The sequence below is a fragment of the Streptomyces sp. NPDC085932 genome, from assembly GCF_044540525.1.
Classification (GTDB): domain Bacteria; phylum Actinomycetota; class Actinomycetes; order Streptomycetales; family Streptomycetaceae; genus Streptomyces; species Streptomyces levis.
On sequence record NZ_JBITSJ010000005.1, the window covers coordinates 145,283 to 160,931 of the forward strand.

The following is a 15,649-nucleotide window of genomic DNA, read 5'->3' on the forward strand; positions in this document are numbered from 1 at the left end:
GCCCATGAACTCCAGCTACGCCGTCCCCGCCGTCGCCCTCGTCGTCGTCGCCACGGTCCTGGTCGGCGCCTTCGGCCTGCGCATCTCCCGCACCACCAGCGACTTCTACGTCGCCTCCAGAACCGTCGGCCCGCGCCTGAACGCCGCCGCCATCAGCGGCGAGTACCTCTCCGCCGCGTCCTTCCTCGGCATAGCGGGCCTCGTGCTCGTCCAGGGCCCCGACATGCTCTGGTACCCGGTCGGCTACACCGCCGGCTACCTCGTCCTGCTGCTCTTCGTCGCCGCCCCGCTGCGCCGCTCCGGCGCCTACACCCTGCCCGACTTCGCCGAGGCCCGCCTCGCCTCCCAGGCGGTGCGGCGGCTCGCCGGAGCCTTCGTCGTCGGCGTCGGGTGGCTGTACCTGCTGCCCCAGTTGCAAGGAGCCGGACTCACCCTGACCGTGCTGACCGGCGCGCCCGACTGGCTGGGCGGCGTGATCGTCGCCGTCGTCGTCACCGCGACCGTCGCCGCCGGCGGCATGCGCAGCATCACCTTCGTCCAGGCGTTCCAGTACTGGCTGAAGCTGACGGCCCTGCTCGTCCCCGCCCTCTTCCTGGTCCTCGCCTGGCAGAGCGACGGCGCCCCGCGCCACGCCTTCGACGAACCGGCCACCTTCCGCGAGCAGCGGACCGTCCGTGTCGACGACAGCGTCGACCTGAAACTGGAGCGCCCCCTGACCGTCACGGTCACCGGCACCGTCGACGGCCGTACCCACACCGGAACCCGCCTCGACCTCCCGGCCGGCACCCACCACATCGAACGCGGCACCCGGCTCACCTTCGCCGCCGGCGCGCCCGTGCCCGAGGGCGAGCGGGACGGTGCCGGCGACCTGTCCCCGTCACAGGCCGAGAGCCGCGCCGAACGCCCCCTGTACGCCACCTACGGACTGATCCTCGCCACGTTCCTCGGCACCATGGGCCTGCCCCACGTGGTGGTCCGCTTCTACACCAGCCCGCACGGGGTCGCCGCCCGCCGCACCACCGTCGCCGTCCTCGGCCTGGTCGGCGCCTTCTACCTCCTGCCCCCCGTCTACGGCGCCCTGGGCCGCCTCTACGCCCCCGAACTGACCCTCACCGGAGACCCGGACGCCGCCGTCCTCCTGCTGCCCGACCGGATGATCGGGGGAGTGGGCGGCGACCTCCTCGGCGCCCTGGTCGCGGGCGGCGCCTTCGCCGCGTTCCTGTCCACGGCCTCGGGCCTGACCATGGCGGTCGCGGGCGTCCTCACCCAGGACGTGCTGCCGTCCCGGGGCGTGCGGCACTTCCGGCTCGGGACGGTCCTCGCCATGGCCGTGCCCCTCGCGGCGAGCGTCCTGGTCGGCGGGCTGCCGGTCGCCGACGCGGTGGGCCTCGCCTTCGCCGTGTCGGCGTCCTCGTTCTGCCCGCTCCTGGTCCTCGGCATCTGGTGGCGGCGGCTGACCCCGCCCGGCGCCGCCGCCGGGATGCTGGTCGGAGGCGGCTCCGCCCTGCTCGCGGTCGCCGCCACCATGGCGGGCTACCCGGGCCGGGGCGCCGCCCTGCACGCCCTGCTCGCCTGGCCCGCCCTGTGGTCGGTGCCGCTCGGCTTCCTCACCATGATCCTGGTGTCCCTCGCCACCCCCGGCCGCGTCCCGCCGGGCACGGCCGCGGTCCTGGCCCGCTTCCACCTGCCCGAGGAACTGCGCACCGAGGTGACGGCATGAGCGACTTCCTGGCCGGCCTGTGCGTCGCCGTGCTCCCGGTGCTGGCCCTCGGCGTCTGGCTCGGCCGGCGCACCGCCCGGGCCAAGAGCCTCGCCGGTCTCGGCACCCCCGTGGAGCACGCCACCTTCGAGACGCTGCACACCGCCTCCCTCGCCGCGCCGCCGCTGCGGGCCGGCCTGACCGAGGAGACCGCCCGCAAGTCCGCCCGCAAACTGCGCTCGCTGCTCGGCACGGACGCCCTCTGCCTCACCGACCGCGAACAGGTCCTGGTCTGGGACGGCGACGGCGCCCACCACCGCTCCGAGATCATGGAACGCCTGGCGGGCCCCCTGGACACCGGCCGGGGCGAGGCCTTCGCCCTGACCTGCGACCGCCTGGACTGCTCGGTGCGCTGGGCGGTCGTCGCCCCGCTCACCGTCGACGACCGGGTGCACGGCGCCCTGGTCGCCTGCGCGCCCCGCGAGTCCGCCGTCCTGGTCCGGGCCGCCGGCGAGGTCGCCCGCTGGGTCTCCGTACAGCTGGAACTGGCCGACCTCGACCAGTCCCGCACCCGCCTGATCGAGGCCGAGATCAAGGCACTGCGCGCCCAGATCTCCCCGCACTTCATCTTCAACTCGCTCGCGGTGATCGCGAGCTTCGTGCGCACCGACCCCGAGCGCGCCCGGGAGCTGCTCCTCGAGTTCGCCGACTTCACCCGCTACTCGTTCCGCCGGCACGGCGACTTCACCACCCTCGCCGACGAGCTGCACGCCATCGACCACTACCTGGCCCTGGTGCGCGCCCGGTTCGGCGAGCGTCTCTCCGTCACCCTGCAGATAGCGCCGGAGGTGCTGCCCGTCGCGCTGCCCTTCCTGTGTCTGCAGCCGCTCGTGGAGAACGCCGTCAAGCACGGCCTGGAGGGCAAGGCCGTCTCCTCGGGCAAGTGCCACATCCAGATCACCGCCCAGGACGCGGGAGCCGAGGCCCTGGTCGTCATCGAGGACGACGGCGCGGGCATGGACCCCGGACTGCTGCGCCGCATCCTCGCCCGCGAGGCCAGCCCCTCGGGCGGCATCGGCCTGTCCAACGTCGACGACCGGCTCCGCCAGGTCTACGGCGACGACCACGGCCTCGTCATCGAGACCGCCGTCGGAGCCGGCATGAAGATCACCGTCCGCCTCCCCAAGTACCAGCCGGGCGTGCACTCGGCGGGCCGGCTGACCCGGGAGTGAGCCGTCAGGTGCCGCGGGTGGTGACCACCATCCCCAGGGTGATCAGGCCCAGGACGACCCAGCCGAACCACAGCCAGCCGTTGCTGCCGAGCGCCACCGTGTAGGCCGTCACCACGACGAGGCCGCCCAGGGTGAGCGCCCCCATGGTCTTCGTCCCGTTGAAACCGCTGGAACCGTGCGTGGAACCGGGCATCGCGGCACCCTCCTCGTGGTCCGGTCCCTCCATGGTGCCCGGTGGGCGCCCGGCGCGCACGGGCCCTGCACGAGCCGGTCTCAGCGCCCCTGCGTGTTCAGTGAGGCCAGATAGGCGTTGTACGCCTCCAGCTCCTTGTCCCCGTCCCGCTCGGCGGCCCGGTCCGTGCGCCTGGCCTGACGCTGCTCCGAGGCGTACCACTGGAACAGCAGCGCGATCAGGACCAGCACGGACGGGATCTCGCTGAACGCCCAGGCGATGCCGCCCGCCGCGTTCTGGTCGGACAGCGCCTCGATGCCGAGGGAGGCGGGCGGGTTCTCGAAGGTCGCCACCATCGGCTGGGACGCCATCATCAGCGCGATGCCGAAGAACGCGTGGAACGGCATGCCCGCGAACAGCTCCAGCATCCGCATCAGGTAGCCCGGCCGGTGCGGGCCCGGGTCCACGCCCATGATCGGCCAGAAGAACACCAGGCCGACGGCGAGGAAGTGCACCATCATCGCGATGTGCCCGGCCTTGGAGCCCATCAGCGTGTCGAACAGCGGAGTGAAGTACAGCCCGTACAGGCTCGCGATGAACAGCGGGATCGTGAACGCCGGATGCGTGACGATCCGCATGTACCGGCTGTGCAGGAACATCAGCAGCAGTTCACGCGGCCCCTTGCGGCCCCGCCCCGCCGTGGGCAGCGCCCGCAGCGCCAGGGTGATCGGCGCCCCGAGCAGGATGAGGATCGGCGAGACCATGCTGATCACCATGTGCTGCACCATGTGCACGCTGAACATGACCATGCCGTAGTCGTTCAGCGCGGTGCACATCATGAGCATGATGCTCAGCACGCCCAGGGTGTAGGCGACGGTCCGGCCGACGGGCCACTTGTCCCCGCGCCGCACCAGCCGCACCACGCCCCAGCCGTACAGCGCCAGGCCCAGCAGGCAGGCGACGAGGAAGAACGGGTCCGCCGACCACTCCAGACCACGCCCCAGCGTGAACGGCGGCAGATCCATGGTCATGCCGTGCCCGCTGTGATCCATTCCGCCGGCTCCTGTTTCGTGGGGGTGTGCAGCAAGTTGTCCGCCCACAAGAGTAGAACCGCCCCCGGCCACACACGTGACCGGGGGCAAGGTTCCAGAGCGGCGGGGAACTGCGCGACAGGCCACGAGCGGCCCGCACCCGCCGACCGCGGCACCCTCAGAGAACGGTCTCCGCCTCTTCGTACCGCTCGTCCGGCACGGTCTTCAGCGTCCGGACGGCGTCGGCGAGCGGCACCATCACGATGTCGGTCCCGCGCAGCGCGGTCATCTGCCCGAACTCACCCCGGTGCACCGCCTCCACCGCGTGCCACCCGAACCGCGTGGCCAGCACCCGGTCGTAGGCGGTGGGCGTGCCGCCGCGCTGCACGTGCCCGAGGATCACCGGCCGCGCCTCCTTGCCCAGCCGCCGCTCCAGCTCGACGGAGAGCTGCCGGGCGATGCCGGCGAACCGCTCGTGCCCGTAGATGTCCTTGCCGCCCTCGTCGAACTCCATGGTCCCGGCCCGGGGCTTGGCTCCCTCCGCGGCCACCACGATCGCGAAGCGCTTGCCCGCCTCGAACCGCTCGCCGACCCGCCGGGTCAGCTCCTCTATGTCGAAGGGCCGCTCGGGCACCACGATGGCGTGCGCGCCGGCCGCCATGCCGGAGTGCAGCGCGATCCAGCCGGTGTGCCGGCCCATGACCTCGACGACGAGGACCCGCTGGTGGGACTCGGCGGTGGTCTTCAGACGGTCCAGCGCCTCGGTCGCCACCCCGACGGCCGTGTCGAAGCCGAAGGTGACGTCCGTGACCGCGATGTCGTTGTCGATGGTCTTGGGCACACCCACCACGGGCAGGCCGCTGTCCGACATCAGCCGCGCGGCCTTGAGCGTGCCCTCACCGCCGATGGGGATGATCGCGTCGAGGCCGAGCTCCTCGACATGGCCCTTGGCTCGCTCCACACCGTCCCGCAGATGGGAGGGCTGGACCCGGGAGGAACCGAGAATCGTGCCGCCGCGGACGAGGATGCCACCCACCGCGTCGAGGTCGAGCTTGAGGTAGTCGCACTCCAGGAGGCCCTTCCAGCCGTCCCGGAAGCCGATGACCTCGTCGCCGTGGTCGACGACGGCGCGGTGCACGACGGACCGGATGACGGCGTTCAGGCCGGGGCAGTCGCCGCCGGACGTGAGGACACCAATGCGCATAGCCCGAGAAACCTTATCGACGTGGGCCGGGACCGGACCGCGTTGTCCGGCTGGAATCCCCGCCACCCTAGCGGCTTCGAGGGGCTGGACCGAAGCACGCGTCCGCCTGCTGGACGACCCCGCTCACCTGTGCGGACGGCTCGTCATACGGGCTGTTGACCAGCAGGTTGACGCGTGCCCCGGGCACGCTGCGACGCAGTGCCTACGCGGGCTGCTGAGCAGCGGCGATGCGTTCGTTGCGGAGTGCCTCGTACCAGCGGTCGTCCGTCGGCGGCAGCGCGTTGACGTCGAGGGCCAGCTTCAGCAGCAGGTCCGCGATCAGCGGGTTGCGCGCCAGCACCGGGCCGTGCATGTACGTGCCGAAGACGGTGTCGTTGAACGCGCCCTCGGTGCCGTCGCCCGTGCCGTTGCCGTTGCCGAACCGCACCCGGGCCAGGGGGCGGGCGGTGGGGCCGAGGTGGGTGACGCCCTGGTGGTTCTCGAAACCGGTCAGCGGCGGCAGCCCGAGGCGCTCGTCGACGTCACCCAGCACGTCACCGACGCACCGCGCGCCCTCGCCGCGCACCGACACCACGTCCAGCAGCCCGAGGCCGGGCTCGCGCTGGCCGAGGTCGTTGATGAACTCGTGGCCGAGGATCTGGTAGCCGGCGCACACCGAGAACACGATGGCGCCGTTCTCCACGGCCCGGGTCAGTCCGCCGTCCCGGCGCAGCCGCTCGGCCGCGAGCCGCTGCGGGCGGTCCTCGCCGCCGCCGATCAGGTAGATGTCCCCGGAGGTCGGGATCGGCTGGTCGCTGCGCACGTCCAGCCGGGCCACGTCCAGGCCGCGCTGCCGCGCCCGGCGCTCCACGACGAGGACGTTGCCCTGGTCGCCGTAGGTGCTGAGCAGGTCCGGGTAGATCCAGACGATCCGCAGTTGGTTGTCGCTCACAAAAGTCCCCTGACGTCTCGTGCTCAGTTGCCGACGCGGCGGCGCAGGTCCTGGAACGCCGTGTAGTTGGCGATGACCTCGATCCGGCCCGGCGGGCACGCGGCCACCGCCTGGTCGAGGTTCTCGTAGACCTGGAAGTGCTGGTCGGCGACCTCCAGGCGCACCGCCAGGTCCAGCCGGCGGTCACCCACCACGCAGATCGGGTGGCCGGTCAGGCGCGTGTAGTCGACGTCCCACAGCCAGGAGGTGTCGGTGCCGTCGGCGGAGCGCGCGTTCACGGACAGGATGACCGGGGCGGGCGGCGGGTCGATCAGGGAGAACGTCTCCAGCCAGCCGGCCGGGTTCTTCGCGAGCAGGAGCCGCAGGTCGCGGCCCTGGAACTGGACGACGTCGTACCGTCCGGCCACCGCCTGCACCTGGTACATGCGCTCCAGCGCGACCTGCGGCGGCACGCCGAACACGGCGGCGACGGCGGCCGAGGAGGCGGCGTTGGCCTTGTTGGCACGGCCGGGCAGCTGCAGGTGGATCGGCCAGGCCGAACCGTGCGGGTCGAGGACGTGGTCGCCGGAGAGCGCCCAGCTCGGCGTCGGGCGGCGGAAGCCGCACTCACCGCAGAACCAGTCGTCGCCCGGGCGCTGCATCACGCCGCCGCAGGACGGGCAGGACCAGGCGTCGTCCTTCCACATCTGCCCGGCGGCGACCCAGATCACGTTGGGGGAGGAGGACGCCGCCCACACCACCAGCGGGTCGTCGCAGTTGGCCACGACGACGGCCTTGGAACCCGCGAGTCCCTCCCGCCAGTTCTCGGCGAGCATGCGGGTCTCCGCGGCGCGGTCGAGCTGGTCGCGCGAGAGGTTCAGCAGCGCGATGCACTTCGGGGCGGTGTCCCGGGCGACACCGGCCAGGTACTTCTCGTCGACCTCGATGACGCCGTACCGGGCGTCCGAGCCGCCGGCGAGCGCCGAGGTGATGCCGGCCGGCATGTTGGCGCCGAGCGCGTTGGAGACGACCGGTCCCGCCGCGCGCAGGGCCTCGGCGATGAGCCGGGTGGTGGTGGTCTTGCCGTTGGTGGCCGAGACCAGGATCACGTCCAGGTTCTGGGCCAGCCGGGCGAGGAGGTCGGGGTCGAGTTTCAGCGCCACCCGGCCGCCGATGACCGATCCGCTGCCGCGTCCCGCCGCACGGGACGCCGCTGCGACCGCCTTGCCCGCGGTCACGGCCAGCTTGGCCCGCGGCGAGAGCGGGTCCGAGTTGCCTGCCATCAGTTCTCGATCCTCCTTGCGTACGCGCCGCGCCTGAAGCCTGACGGCCACGTGGTGTGGACCTCAGCCTATCGAGATCCATTCGCACTCCCGAACCGCGGCACTGTGGCGAACTCGTGTGGGAGGCGCGCACCGACAGGACCTTACTCTTGCGGCCATGCGACAGAGCCCCATCCCCGGCGCCCGCGGCCGCGTGAGACCCCTCACCCTGCACGGCGACCCCGTCCTGCACACGCCCTGCGCGGAGGTCACCGACTTCGGCCCCGAACTGGCCCGGCTGGTCGAGGACTTGTTCGCCACCATGTACGCCGCCCGGGGCGTGGGCCTGGCGGCCAACCAGATCGGTGAGCCGCTGCGGGTCTTCGTCTACGACTGTCCCGACGACGAGGACGTCCGCCACCTCGGCCACGTGGTCAACCCCCGCCTCGTCACGACGGACGGGGTGGTGCTCCGCGGCCCGGAGGGCTGCCTGTCCCTCCCGGGCCTGGAAGCGGGCACGGAACGCCACGACCACGCGGTGGTCGAGGGCTTCACCCTGACCGGCGAACCGGTCACGATCCACGGCACGGGCTTCTTCGCCCGCTGCCTGCAGCACGAGTGCGACCACCTGGAGGGGCGCATCTACGCGGACCGCCTGACAGGCTGGCGCCGACGCAGGCTGATGCGACGAGTGGCCCGGGCCTCGTGGAACGCCTGAGGGGCCGTCGCCCGGGGCGCGGGGAGCTGCGCGAACACCCCCCACCGGCCCGCATTCACGACCCGGCGGTCAGAACCCCGGACCGCCGATCCTGTCTCCCGCAGCGGCAAGGCGACCCCACAGGAGGTCGGCCAGACTCCGCACCAACTCCGCCCGGGAGCACGGCCGTTCGCCCAGCCACCAGTCCCCGGCGGCATGCATCATGCCGACGATCCCGTGCCCCCACACCCGCGCCAGCTGCTGTCCGCCCGGCCCGAGATCCAGCCGCTCCTCGATGACCTGCGCCAGTTCCTCGCCCATGCGCCGCAGCAGGGGCGCACTGTGCTTGCCGACGTCGAATCCCTGGTCGCCCGGCTGGCTCCCCTCCGCCGGGTGCATCAGGAACCGGTACACCTGGGGCCGCGCCTCGATCGCCGCGAGGTACGTGTCCAGCGTCGCCTCGACCCGCTCGCGCCGGTCCGCGGGCGCGTCCAGCGCCGCCCGCAGCGAGTCCAGCAGCGCGTCCGTGTGCCGCTTGGCAAGGGCCGCGTAAAGTCCGCCCTTGTCACCGAAGTGCCGGTAGAGAATCGGCTTGGTGATGCCGGCCTCCGCCGCGATCGCGTTCATCGAGGCCTGCGGGCCGTCGCGCAGCACCACTCGGTCGGCGGCCTCCAGCAGTTCACGCCGTCGGCGGTCGGCGGACCGTTGCTGGTCGGTCCGCTGCGTGGTGTCCATGTGCTCTCCCCACCCGTGCTGTTTCGATGACGCCTGCGCAAACTAACACTGAAGCACGGCTCGGACACCGAAAGGGTGCCGACCGGTCGGTAGGAGTTGACGAGGACTACCCACCGGTAACAGACTGGTGTTACCGCAAGTAACATGCACGTGTGCCGCTGGAGGGGACCGACATGGCCGAGTTCACCATGGAGCTCAACGACGAACAGAAGGAGGTCCGCGACTGGCTCCACGGCTTCGCCGCCGACGTGATCCGGCCCGCGGCCGCCGAATGGGACGAGCGTGAGGAGACTCCCTGGCCGGTCATCCAGGAGGCGGCCAAGGTCGGCATCTACTCCCTGGACTTCTACGCCCAGCAGTACTTCGACCCCACCGGCCTCGGCATCCCCATGGCGATGGAGGAGCTGTTCTGGGGCGACGCGGGCATCGCCCTGTCCATCGTCGGCACCGGCCTCGCCGCCGTCGGCGTCCTCGCCAACGGCACCGAGGAGCAGATCGGCACCTGGATCCCGCAGATGTACGGCGACGCGAACGACGTCAAGGTCGCCGCCTTCTGCTCCTCCGAGCCCGACGCCGGCTCCGACGTCGCCTCCATGCGCACCCGGGCCGTGTACGACGAGGCCAAGGACGAGTGGGTGCTCAACGGCACCAAGACCTGGGCGACCAACGGCGGCATCGCCAACGTCCACGTCGTGGTCGCGGTCGTCGACCCCGAGCTGGGCTCCAAGGGCCACGCCTCCTTCATCGTCCCGCCGGGGACGCCGGGCCTGTCCCAGGGCCAGAAGTTCAAGAAGCACGGCATCCGCGCCTCGCACACCGCCGAGGTCATCCTGGACAACGTGCGCGTCCCCGGCTCCTGCCTGCTCGGTGGCAAGGAGAAGCTCGACGAGCGGCTCGCCCGGGCCCGCGAGAAGGCCAGGCAGGGCGGGGAGCGCGTGAAGAACGCCGCCATGGCCACCTTCGAGGCCTCCCGCCCGGCCGTCGGCGCCATGGCCGTCGGCACCGCGCGGGCCGCCTACGAGGTCGCCCTCGACTACGCCACCACCCGCGAGCAGTTCGGCCGGCCGATCGTCGACAACCAGGGCGTGGCGTTCCAGCTCGCGGACATGCGCACCTCCATCGACGCGGCCCGCCTGCTGGTCTGGCGCGCCTCCTGGATGGCGATCAACGGCAAGCCGTTCACGGCGGCCGAGGGCTCGATGTCCAAGCTGTTCGCCAGCGAGACCGCCAAGAAGGTCACCGCCCAGGCCATCCAGATCCTGGGCGGCAACGGCTACACCCGGGAGTACCCGGTGGAGCGCATGCACCGCGACGCGGCGATCTACACCATCTTCGAGGGCACCAGCGAGATCCAGCGCCTGGTCATCGCCCGCACCCTCGCCGGCGTGCCCATCCGCTGACGTCCGCTAACGGTGCCTGAGCGGCGTCAGCTGCTCGATGTCGTACCGCGCCCGCAGCTCCTCGATGGCCGCGTGGTCCGGAGGGCCCCCGCCGGCGAGGATCTCCAGCAGCTCCTCGAAGTAGCGCTCGTGGTCCGGCGGCGGGCTCGCCTGGAAGAACATCTTGGCGGGCTCGTCCGTCGGGTTGGCGAACGCGTGCGGGCACCCCGGGGGTACGACGATCACCGTGCCCGGCGTCGCCCGCACCACCCGGTTGCCCGAGGAGGACTCCCACCGCTGCCAGTGGTCGGGCGTGCGCACCCGCGGCTCGAAGGCGAGCACGTCCAGCTCGCCCTCCAGGACGTAGAACAACTCCTCGCTGCGCGTGTGCACATGGGCTCCCACGTCGAAGCCCGGCGGCACCACCACCTCGAAGGTGGAGGCCATGCGGGAGTGGGTGCCGGTCACCTTGAACGTCACGTGCTGGGCGGGGGCCTGCACGACCCGGCCCTGACCGGGAGGGACGAGCAGGCCTTCCGTCGCCGTCATCGCCGCCTCACCACGTGACGGGCAGGGCCTCGGGCCCGCGGATCAGCGCGCCCTTCTTGAAGGGCACCTCCCCGGCCGGCACGGCGAGCCGCAGACCGGGCACGCCGTCGAGGAGCGCGTCGACCAGGAGTTCCGACTCCAGCCGGGCCAGCATGCCGCCCGGGCAGTAGTGCGGTCCGAAGCCGAACGAGACGTGCGGGTTCGGACTGCGGGAGAAGTCGATGGTCTCCGGGTCGGGGAAGACGTCCGGGTCGCGGTTGGCCGCCAGGTACGACACGTACACCGGGTCGCCCTGCCGGATCCGCACGCCACTGATCTCCACGTCCTCCAGGGCGATCCGCGAGAGCCCGACCGCGTTGCGGTGGGGGATCCAGCGCAGCAGTTCGTCGACGGCCCGCGGGCGGATCTCCGGCTCGGCCCGCAGCCGCTCGGCGAGTTCCGGGCGGGTCAGCAGCACGTAGAACATCTGGCCGCTGTTGTTGGTGACCGCCTCGCCGCCGATCTGCAGGAGCACGGCGAGTCCGACCGCCTCCTCCAGGGTGACCTCGCTCCGGCCGACCGCGGCGCCGAGCAGCGAGGTCACGTCCTCGCCGGTGCTGCCCTCGCGCAGGCCGATCAGGTCGGCGAAGTAGGCGCCCATCTCCTTCTTGGCCCTCTCGCTGACCTCGGCGCCGTGCGCGGAGGACAGGATCAGCTGCGTCCAGGTGTGCATGTCGTGCCGGTCGGTGGCCGGGACGCCCATCAGCTCGCAGATCACCGCGATGGGGAACGGGGCGAGCACGGCCTCGGTGAGGTCGGCCGGCGGGCCGTCCTGGAGCATCTCGTCGACCAGTTCCGCCAGCATCCGGCGGGAGCGCTCGCGCACCCGCTCCACACCGCGTGCCGTGAAGGCGGCCGCGACGCTGCGCCGCAGCCTGGTGTGGTCCGGCGGGTCGAGGAAGCCGACCGCGCCCCGGGACGGGATGAAGTGCGGGGCCAGCCGCGTCACCTGCCGGTCCATGACGGCCTCGCGGCCGAAGCGCGGGTCGTTGGTCACCGTCCGCACGTCGTCGTAACGGGTGACCAGCCAGGCCCAGCCCTCGCCGTTGGGCAGCTTGATGCGGGTGACGGGGCCCTCGTCCATCAGCTCCCGCAGGACCGGGTCGAAGTCCGCGCCGGACAGGTCCAGCGCCGGCCAGTCCCGGACCGGGGGCGGTGTCTCGGTGATCGTCTCTTCGCTCATCTCACTTCGTCTCGTCGGCGCGGTGCCAGCGGCCCAGGGCCATCTCGGCGGTGATGCCGGGTCCGAACCCGGCCAGCAGCCCGCGCGCCCGGTCCTCGGGGCCGCCCTCGTCGAACAGCCGGCGCAGCGCGTCCAGGACGACGGCGCTGGCGATGTTGCCGTACTCGGTGAGCGTGGCCCGGCTGAAGCGGAAGGCGTGCGGGTCGACGTGCAGGAAGGTGCTGAGGTCGTCGAGGATGCGGGGCCCACCCGCGTGGACTATGTAGAAGTCCAGGTCGGAGGCGTCCCAGCCGTGGCCGCCGGCCAGGTCCTTCAGCGCCGGCGCGAGCGGCTCCATGGTGGCCGGTACCCGCTTGTCCAGCAGGAAGTGGAAGCCCGTGGCCTTCACGTCGTACATGATCCACTCTTCGGTCTTGGGGATCAGGTACGAACCGTTGCGCTCCAGGACGACACCCTCGCCGCCCCGCCCGCGCACCGCGGCGGCCGCGATGCCGTCGCCGAACAGGCCGTTGGACAGCAGCGAGCCGACGCCGATGTCGGTGGGCTGGTAGCACAGCGAGCAGAACTCGCAGGCCACGATCAGCGCGTTGGCCTCGGGGTAGGCCGTGCAGAAGTCGTGGGCCCGGTTGATCGCCGCGCCGCCGGCCGCGCAGCCCAGCTGGGCTATCGGCAGCTGCCGGGTGGTCGGGTCGAAGCCCATCTCGTTGATCAGCCAGGCCGTGAGCGAGGGCATCATGAAGCCCGTGCACGACACGTAGATGATCAGGTCCACATCGGTGGTGAGCAGCTCCGCGTCGTCGAGCGCCCGCTGGATGACCGCGGGCACCCGCGCCTTGGCCTCGGCCTCGTAGAGCTTGTTGCGGTCCTCGAACCCCGGGTGCTTCAGGGTTTCCTCGATGGGCTGCACGATGCGCCGCGTGCGCACACCGGTGTTCTCGATCAGCCGGAGGGCCAGCGGCAGTTGGGGGTGGTCGGCGTGGCGCTCACGCGCCAGCTCAAGCGTCTCCTCCATCGTGATCACGTGCTCTGGAACGGACACCGAAGGTCTGCACAAAGTCGCCATGAACCGTGCCTGCTTTCGCCTCCCGGAAGGCCCTTCGCCCCCCGGTCAGAAGGTGGTTCACCTCTAGGGGTGGTCCACCCACGATCCCCCGTGGGCAGGCCGACTTCGCGCCGGACTACTCCGTCTCGGGGACCACGTGCCACGCTCGACCCGACACCCTCACGACGGAGGACGCGATGACGCACCCGGCCCGGGACCTACTGCGCACCACCACGGCGGCCCTCGCCCCCGACCCGGAGGCCAACCCCGTGGTCCCCCGGATCGCCGCCGGCACGGCACCCCGCGCCACCCTCGCCGCGCTCGCCCTGGAACAGGCCTGGGTGATCCCCGCGGACCGTCGCGCGTTCGAGCACCTGGCCGAGCGGTCCGAGGCGACCGACCCCGAGGCGGCGGCCTTCTTCACGACCCTCGCGCAGGGCGAGGCGCTGGCCGGGGAGCGACTGGTCGCCTTCACCCGGGCCTGCGGTGCCGAGGAGGCGTCGTACGAGCCGCTCCCCGGCGCCCAGGCGTACCCCGCCTACGTGGCGTGGCTGGCCCTCAACGCCGCACCGGCGGACGCCGTTCTGGCCCTGACCGCCAACTTCTCGGCGTGGGGAGGTTATTGCGCGACCATCGCCGCAGCGCTGCGCGAGCACTACGGCTTCACCGACGAGGCCTGCGCCTTCTTCGACTTCTTCGCCGAGCCCTCACCCGACCTGAACCGGCTGGCGGAGAGGGCGGTGCGGGCGGCCGTGGACACCGGGCGGCTCGACGAGCGGCGAGCCCGCACCCACGGCCGCCTCCTGCAGCACTACGAGGCGAGCTTCTGGTCGGCGCTCAGCGGGACGATGTCCCGCTGAGCGCTACGTCGCGGTCCCGCTGCTGTGCGCGATGCAGGCGACATCGATGCGGTCGGCCAGTTTCGCCAGCTCGATGGTCAACGCCGCGACCGTGTCCTCGTCCAGCCCCGACTCCCCGTCCTCGACCAGCCGGACCCACCGGCCCCCCACCGTCCGCAGCAGCTTGCTGACATCCGCCGCAGCCACCTGCAAGGTCCCGCGGTCGTCGACGATCAGAGGCAGAGTCACTTCGCGGTTCACAGACGGGATCGTAGCCCCGCAACACTCACGCACCATGCCAAACAGTGGTGATGTTGCAGAACTCGCGGATTCCGTGCCCGGACAGCTCACGCCCGTACCCGGAGCGCTTCACGCCGCCGAACGGGAACGCCGGGTGGGAGGCCGTCATCCCGTTGAAGAACACGCCCCCGGCCTCCAGGTCCCGGGTGAACCGGTCCACCTCCGCCTCGTCGCGCGTCCACACGTTGGAACTCAGCCCGAAGGGAGAGTCGTTCGCCACCAGCACCGCCTCGTCCAGGTCGGCCACCCGGTACAGCGTGGCGACCGGCCCGAACGCCTCCTCCCGGTGGATCCGCATCTCGCGGGTGATGCCGGCGAGGATCGTCGGCGCGTAGTACCAGCCGGGCCCCTCCGGCCGTTCGCCACCGCACAGCACCTGCGCACCGCCGCGCACCGCGTCGTCGACCAGCTCCTCCAGGTCGCGCAGCCCCTGCTCGCTGGAGAGCGGCCCGACCTCGGTGTCGTCGGACAGCGGGTCGCCGACCTTCAGCGCCCGCATGCCCTCGGTGAACCGTTCGGCGAAGGCGTCGTGGACGTCCGCGTGCACGATGAAGCGCTTCGCGGCGATGCAGGACTGCCCGGTGTTCTGCACCCGCGCGGTCACCGCCACCTTCGCGGCCCGGTCGAGGTCGGCGGAGGGCATCACGACGAACGGGTCGCTGCCGCCCAGCTCCAGCACCGTCTTCTTGATCATCTCTCCGGCGGTGGAGGCGACCGCGCGGCCCGCGGGCTCGCTGCCGGTGAGCGTGGCCGCCTTGACCCGCTCGTCGCGCAGGATGTCGTCCACCGCGGCGGAGCCGATCAGCAGGGTCTGGAAGCAGCCCTCGGTGAAGCCCGCCCGGTGGAACAGGTCCTCCAGGTAGAGAGCGGTCTGCGGCACGTTCGAGGCGTGCTTGAGCAGGCCGACGTTGCCCGCCATCAGCGCGGGCGCCGCGAAACGCACCACCTGCCACAGCGGGAAGTTCCACGGCATGACCGCCAGCACCGGGCCGAGCGGACGGTAGCGGACCCGCACGCGCGAGGCGCCGGAGTCCTTGACGTCGGCCTCGGCCGGTTCCTCGTCGGCGAGCAGTTCCTCGGCGTGGTCGGCGTACCAGCGCATCGCCTTGGCGCACTTCGCGGCCTCGGCCCGGGCCTGCTGGATCGGCTTGCCCATCTCGGTGGTCATCACCCGGGCGATGTCCTGATGGTCCTCGTCGAGGAGGTCGGCGGCCCGGTGCAGCAGTCGGGCCCGCTCGTCGAAGGTCGTCGTCCGGTACGTGCGGAACGTGGCCTCCGCGAGCCGGAGCCGGCGCTCGATCTCCTCCTCGCCCATGGCCTCGTACGTCTTGAGCGTCTCGCCGTTCGCCGGGTTGACCGTTGCGATGGGCATGGCT

At 71.8% G+C, this 15,649-nt stretch carries 15 protein-coding genes and 1 pseudogene; 5 read left to right on the forward strand and 11 right to left on the reverse strand.

All coding sequences use genetic code 11. The features are described 5' to 3' along the window. The first annotated feature begins 4 nt into the window (after positions 1 to 4). On the forward strand, positions 5 to 1,720 hold the full coding sequence (locus ACIGAQ_RS24735; protein WP_399786176.1) for a cation acetate symporter: 1,716 nt from the start codon (positions 5 to 7) through the stop codon (positions 1,718 to 1,720). Beyond that, a complete protein-coding gene (locus tag ACIGAQ_RS24740) occupies positions 1,717 to 2,931 on the forward strand; it encodes a histidine kinase (protein ID WP_362278772.1) in 1,215 nt (404 codons plus the stop codon). Before ACIGAQ_RS24735 ends, ACIGAQ_RS24740 begins: the two co-directional genes overlap by 4 nt. A gap of 4 nt (positions 2,932 to 2,935) precedes the next feature. On the opposite strand, the gene ACIGAQ_RS24745 is transcribed toward ACIGAQ_RS24740, so the two are convergent. The 5 genes from ACIGAQ_RS24745 to ACIGAQ_RS24765 form a co-directional block, all read right to left on the reverse strand. Further along, positions 2,936 to 3,124 (reverse strand): hypothetical protein, encoded by a 189-nt coding sequence (locus ACIGAQ_RS24745; RefSeq protein WP_311682098.1) that lies wholly within the window; start codon positions 3,122 to 3,124, stop codon positions 2,936 to 2,938. Between the two features lie 80 nt (positions 3,125 to 3,204). Continuing rightward, positions 3,205 to 4,155: a cytochrome c oxidase assembly protein gene (locus tag ACIGAQ_RS24750; protein WP_362278773.1), complete on the reverse strand. Its 951-nt coding sequence runs from the start codon at positions 4,153 to 4,155 to the stop codon at positions 3,205 to 3,207. A 157-nt stretch (positions 4,156 to 4,312) separates the two neighbouring features. Continuing rightward, on the reverse strand, positions 4,313 to 5,338 hold the full coding sequence (locus ACIGAQ_RS24755; RefSeq protein WP_399786180.1) for a 6-phosphofructokinase: 1,026 nt from the start codon (positions 5,336 to 5,338) through the stop codon (positions 4,313 to 4,315). A 202-nt stretch (positions 5,339 to 5,540) separates the two neighbouring features. Next, a complete protein-coding gene (locus ACIGAQ_RS24760) occupies positions 5,541 to 6,269 on the reverse strand; it encodes a glutamine amidotransferase (protein ID WP_311682094.1) in 729 nt (242 codons plus the stop codon). 23 nt (positions 6,270 to 6,292) lie between these two features. Next, positions 6,293 to 7,531 carry a MurT ligase domain-containing protein gene (locus ACIGAQ_RS24765; protein ID WP_311682093.1) on the reverse strand — a complete coding sequence of 413 codons (1,239 nt, stop codon included), beginning with the start codon at positions 7,529 to 7,531 and terminating at the stop codon, positions 6,293 to 6,295. A 157-nt stretch (positions 7,532 to 7,688) separates the two neighbouring features. On the opposite strand from ACIGAQ_RS24765, the gene def reads away from it, so the two are divergent. Further along, entirely contained in the window at positions 7,689 to 8,228 is a 540-nt protein-coding gene (def, locus tag ACIGAQ_RS24770; protein WP_362278774.1) for a peptide deformylase, read from the forward strand. A 69-nt stretch (positions 8,229 to 8,297) separates the two neighbouring features. Here the strand turns inward: def and ACIGAQ_RS24775 are convergent, their stop codons facing one another. Beyond that, the gene (locus tag ACIGAQ_RS24775) at positions 8,298 to 8,942 is read right to left on the reverse strand and encodes a TetR family transcriptional regulator (protein WP_030953204.1); all 645 of its coding nucleotides are present in this window, start codon (positions 8,940 to 8,942) and stop codon (positions 8,298 to 8,300) included. Positions 8,943 to 9,115: 173 nt separating this feature from the next. Between ACIGAQ_RS24775 and ACIGAQ_RS24780 the strand changes: the two genes are divergently transcribed. After that, positions 9,116 to 10,342: an acyl-CoA dehydrogenase family protein gene (locus tag ACIGAQ_RS24780; RefSeq protein ID WP_311682323.1), complete on the forward strand. Its 1,227-nt coding sequence runs from the start codon at positions 9,116 to 9,118 to the stop codon at positions 10,340 to 10,342. 6 nt (positions 10,343 to 10,348) lie between these two features. On the opposite strand, the gene ACIGAQ_RS24785 is transcribed toward ACIGAQ_RS24780, so the two are convergent. From ACIGAQ_RS24785 to ACIGAQ_RS24795, 3 genes and pseudogenes are all read right to left on the reverse strand, one after another. Next, complete coding sequence (locus ACIGAQ_RS24785; RefSeq protein ID WP_399786185.1) at positions 10,349 to 10,870, reverse strand: cupin domain-containing protein; 522 nt, start codon at positions 10,868 to 10,870, stop codon at positions 10,349 to 10,351. 7 nt (positions 10,871 to 10,877) lie between these two features. Continuing rightward, positions 10,878 to 12,092, reverse strand: a complete 1,215-nt coding sequence (locus ACIGAQ_RS24790; RefSeq protein ID WP_399786187.1) for a cytochrome P450 — start codon at positions 12,090 to 12,092, stop codon at positions 10,878 to 10,880. Position 12,093: 1 nt separating this feature from the next. Then, positions 12,094 to 13,161 (reverse strand): annotated as a pseudogene (locus ACIGAQ_RS24795) (type III polyketide synthase); the annotation flags it as partial. Positions 13,162 to 13,331: 170 nt separating this feature from the next. On the opposite strand from ACIGAQ_RS24795, the gene ACIGAQ_RS24800 reads away from it, so the two are divergent. Next, complete coding sequence (locus tag ACIGAQ_RS24800) at positions 13,332 to 13,994, forward strand: transcriptional regulator (RefSeq protein ID WP_399786190.1); 663 nt, start codon at positions 13,332 to 13,334, stop codon at positions 13,992 to 13,994. Between the two features lie 3 nt (positions 13,995 to 13,997). Here the strand turns inward: ACIGAQ_RS24800 and ACIGAQ_RS24805 are convergent, their stop codons facing one another. Next, positions 13,998 to 14,234 (reverse strand): DUF6213 family protein, encoded by a 237-nt coding sequence (locus tag ACIGAQ_RS24805; RefSeq protein WP_094054400.1) that lies wholly within the window; start codon positions 14,232 to 14,234, stop codon positions 13,998 to 14,000. A gap of 25 nt (positions 14,235 to 14,259) precedes the next feature. Next, the gene (locus ACIGAQ_RS24810; RefSeq protein WP_399786193.1) at positions 14,260 to 15,645 is read right to left on the reverse strand and encodes an NADP-dependent succinic semialdehyde dehydrogenase; all 1,386 of its coding nucleotides are present in this window, start codon (positions 15,643 to 15,645) and stop codon (positions 14,260 to 14,262) included. Positions 15,646 to 15,649 lie beyond the last annotated feature (4 nt).

Coding starts and splice junctions, on each gene's coding strand:
- ACIGAQ_RS24735 (WP_399786176.1), top strand. CDS start 5: ATGAACTCCAGCTACGCCGTCCCCGCCGTCGCCCTCGTCGTCGTCGCC.
- ACIGAQ_RS24740 (WP_362278772.1), top strand. CDS start 1,717: ATGAGCGACTTCCTGGCCGGCCTGTGCGTCGCCGTGCTCCCGGTGCTG.
- ACIGAQ_RS24745 (WP_311682098.1), bottom strand. CDS start 3,124: ATGCCCGGTTCCACGCACGGTTCCAGCGGTTTCAACGGGACGAAGACC.
- ACIGAQ_RS24750 (WP_362278773.1), bottom strand. CDS start 4,155: ATGGATCACAGCGGGCACGGCATGACCATGGATCTGCCGCCGTTCACG.
- ACIGAQ_RS24755 (WP_399786180.1), bottom strand. CDS start 5,338: ATGCGCATTGGTGTCCTCACGTCCGGCGGCGACTGCCCCGGCCTGAAC.
- ACIGAQ_RS24765 (WP_311682093.1), bottom strand. CDS start 7,531: ATGGCAGGCAACTCGGACCCGCTCTCGCCGCGGGCCAAGCTGGCCGTG.
- def (WP_362278774.1), top strand. CDS start 7,689: ATGCGACAGAGCCCCATCCCCGGCGCCCGCGGCCGCGTGAGACCCCTC.
- ACIGAQ_RS24775 (WP_030953204.1), bottom strand. CDS start 8,942: ATGGACACCACGCAGCGGACCGACCAGCAACGGTCCGCCGACCGCCGA.
- ACIGAQ_RS24780 (WP_311682323.1), top strand. CDS start 9,116: ATGGCCGAGTTCACCATGGAGCTCAACGACGAACAGAAGGAGGTCCGC.
- ACIGAQ_RS24785 (WP_399786185.1), bottom strand. CDS start 10,870: ATGACGGCGACGGAAGGCCTGCTCGTCCCTCCCGGTCAGGGCCGGGTC.
- ACIGAQ_RS24790 (WP_399786187.1), bottom strand. CDS start 12,092: ATGAGCGAAGAGACGATCACCGAGACACCGCCCCCGGTCCGGGACTGG.
- ACIGAQ_RS24800 (WP_399786190.1), top strand. CDS start 13,332: ATGACGCACCCGGCCCGGGACCTACTGCGCACCACCACGGCGGCCCTC.
- ACIGAQ_RS24810 (WP_399786193.1), bottom strand. CDS start 15,645: ATGCCCATCGCAACGGTCAACCCGGCGAACGGCGAGACGCTCAAGACG.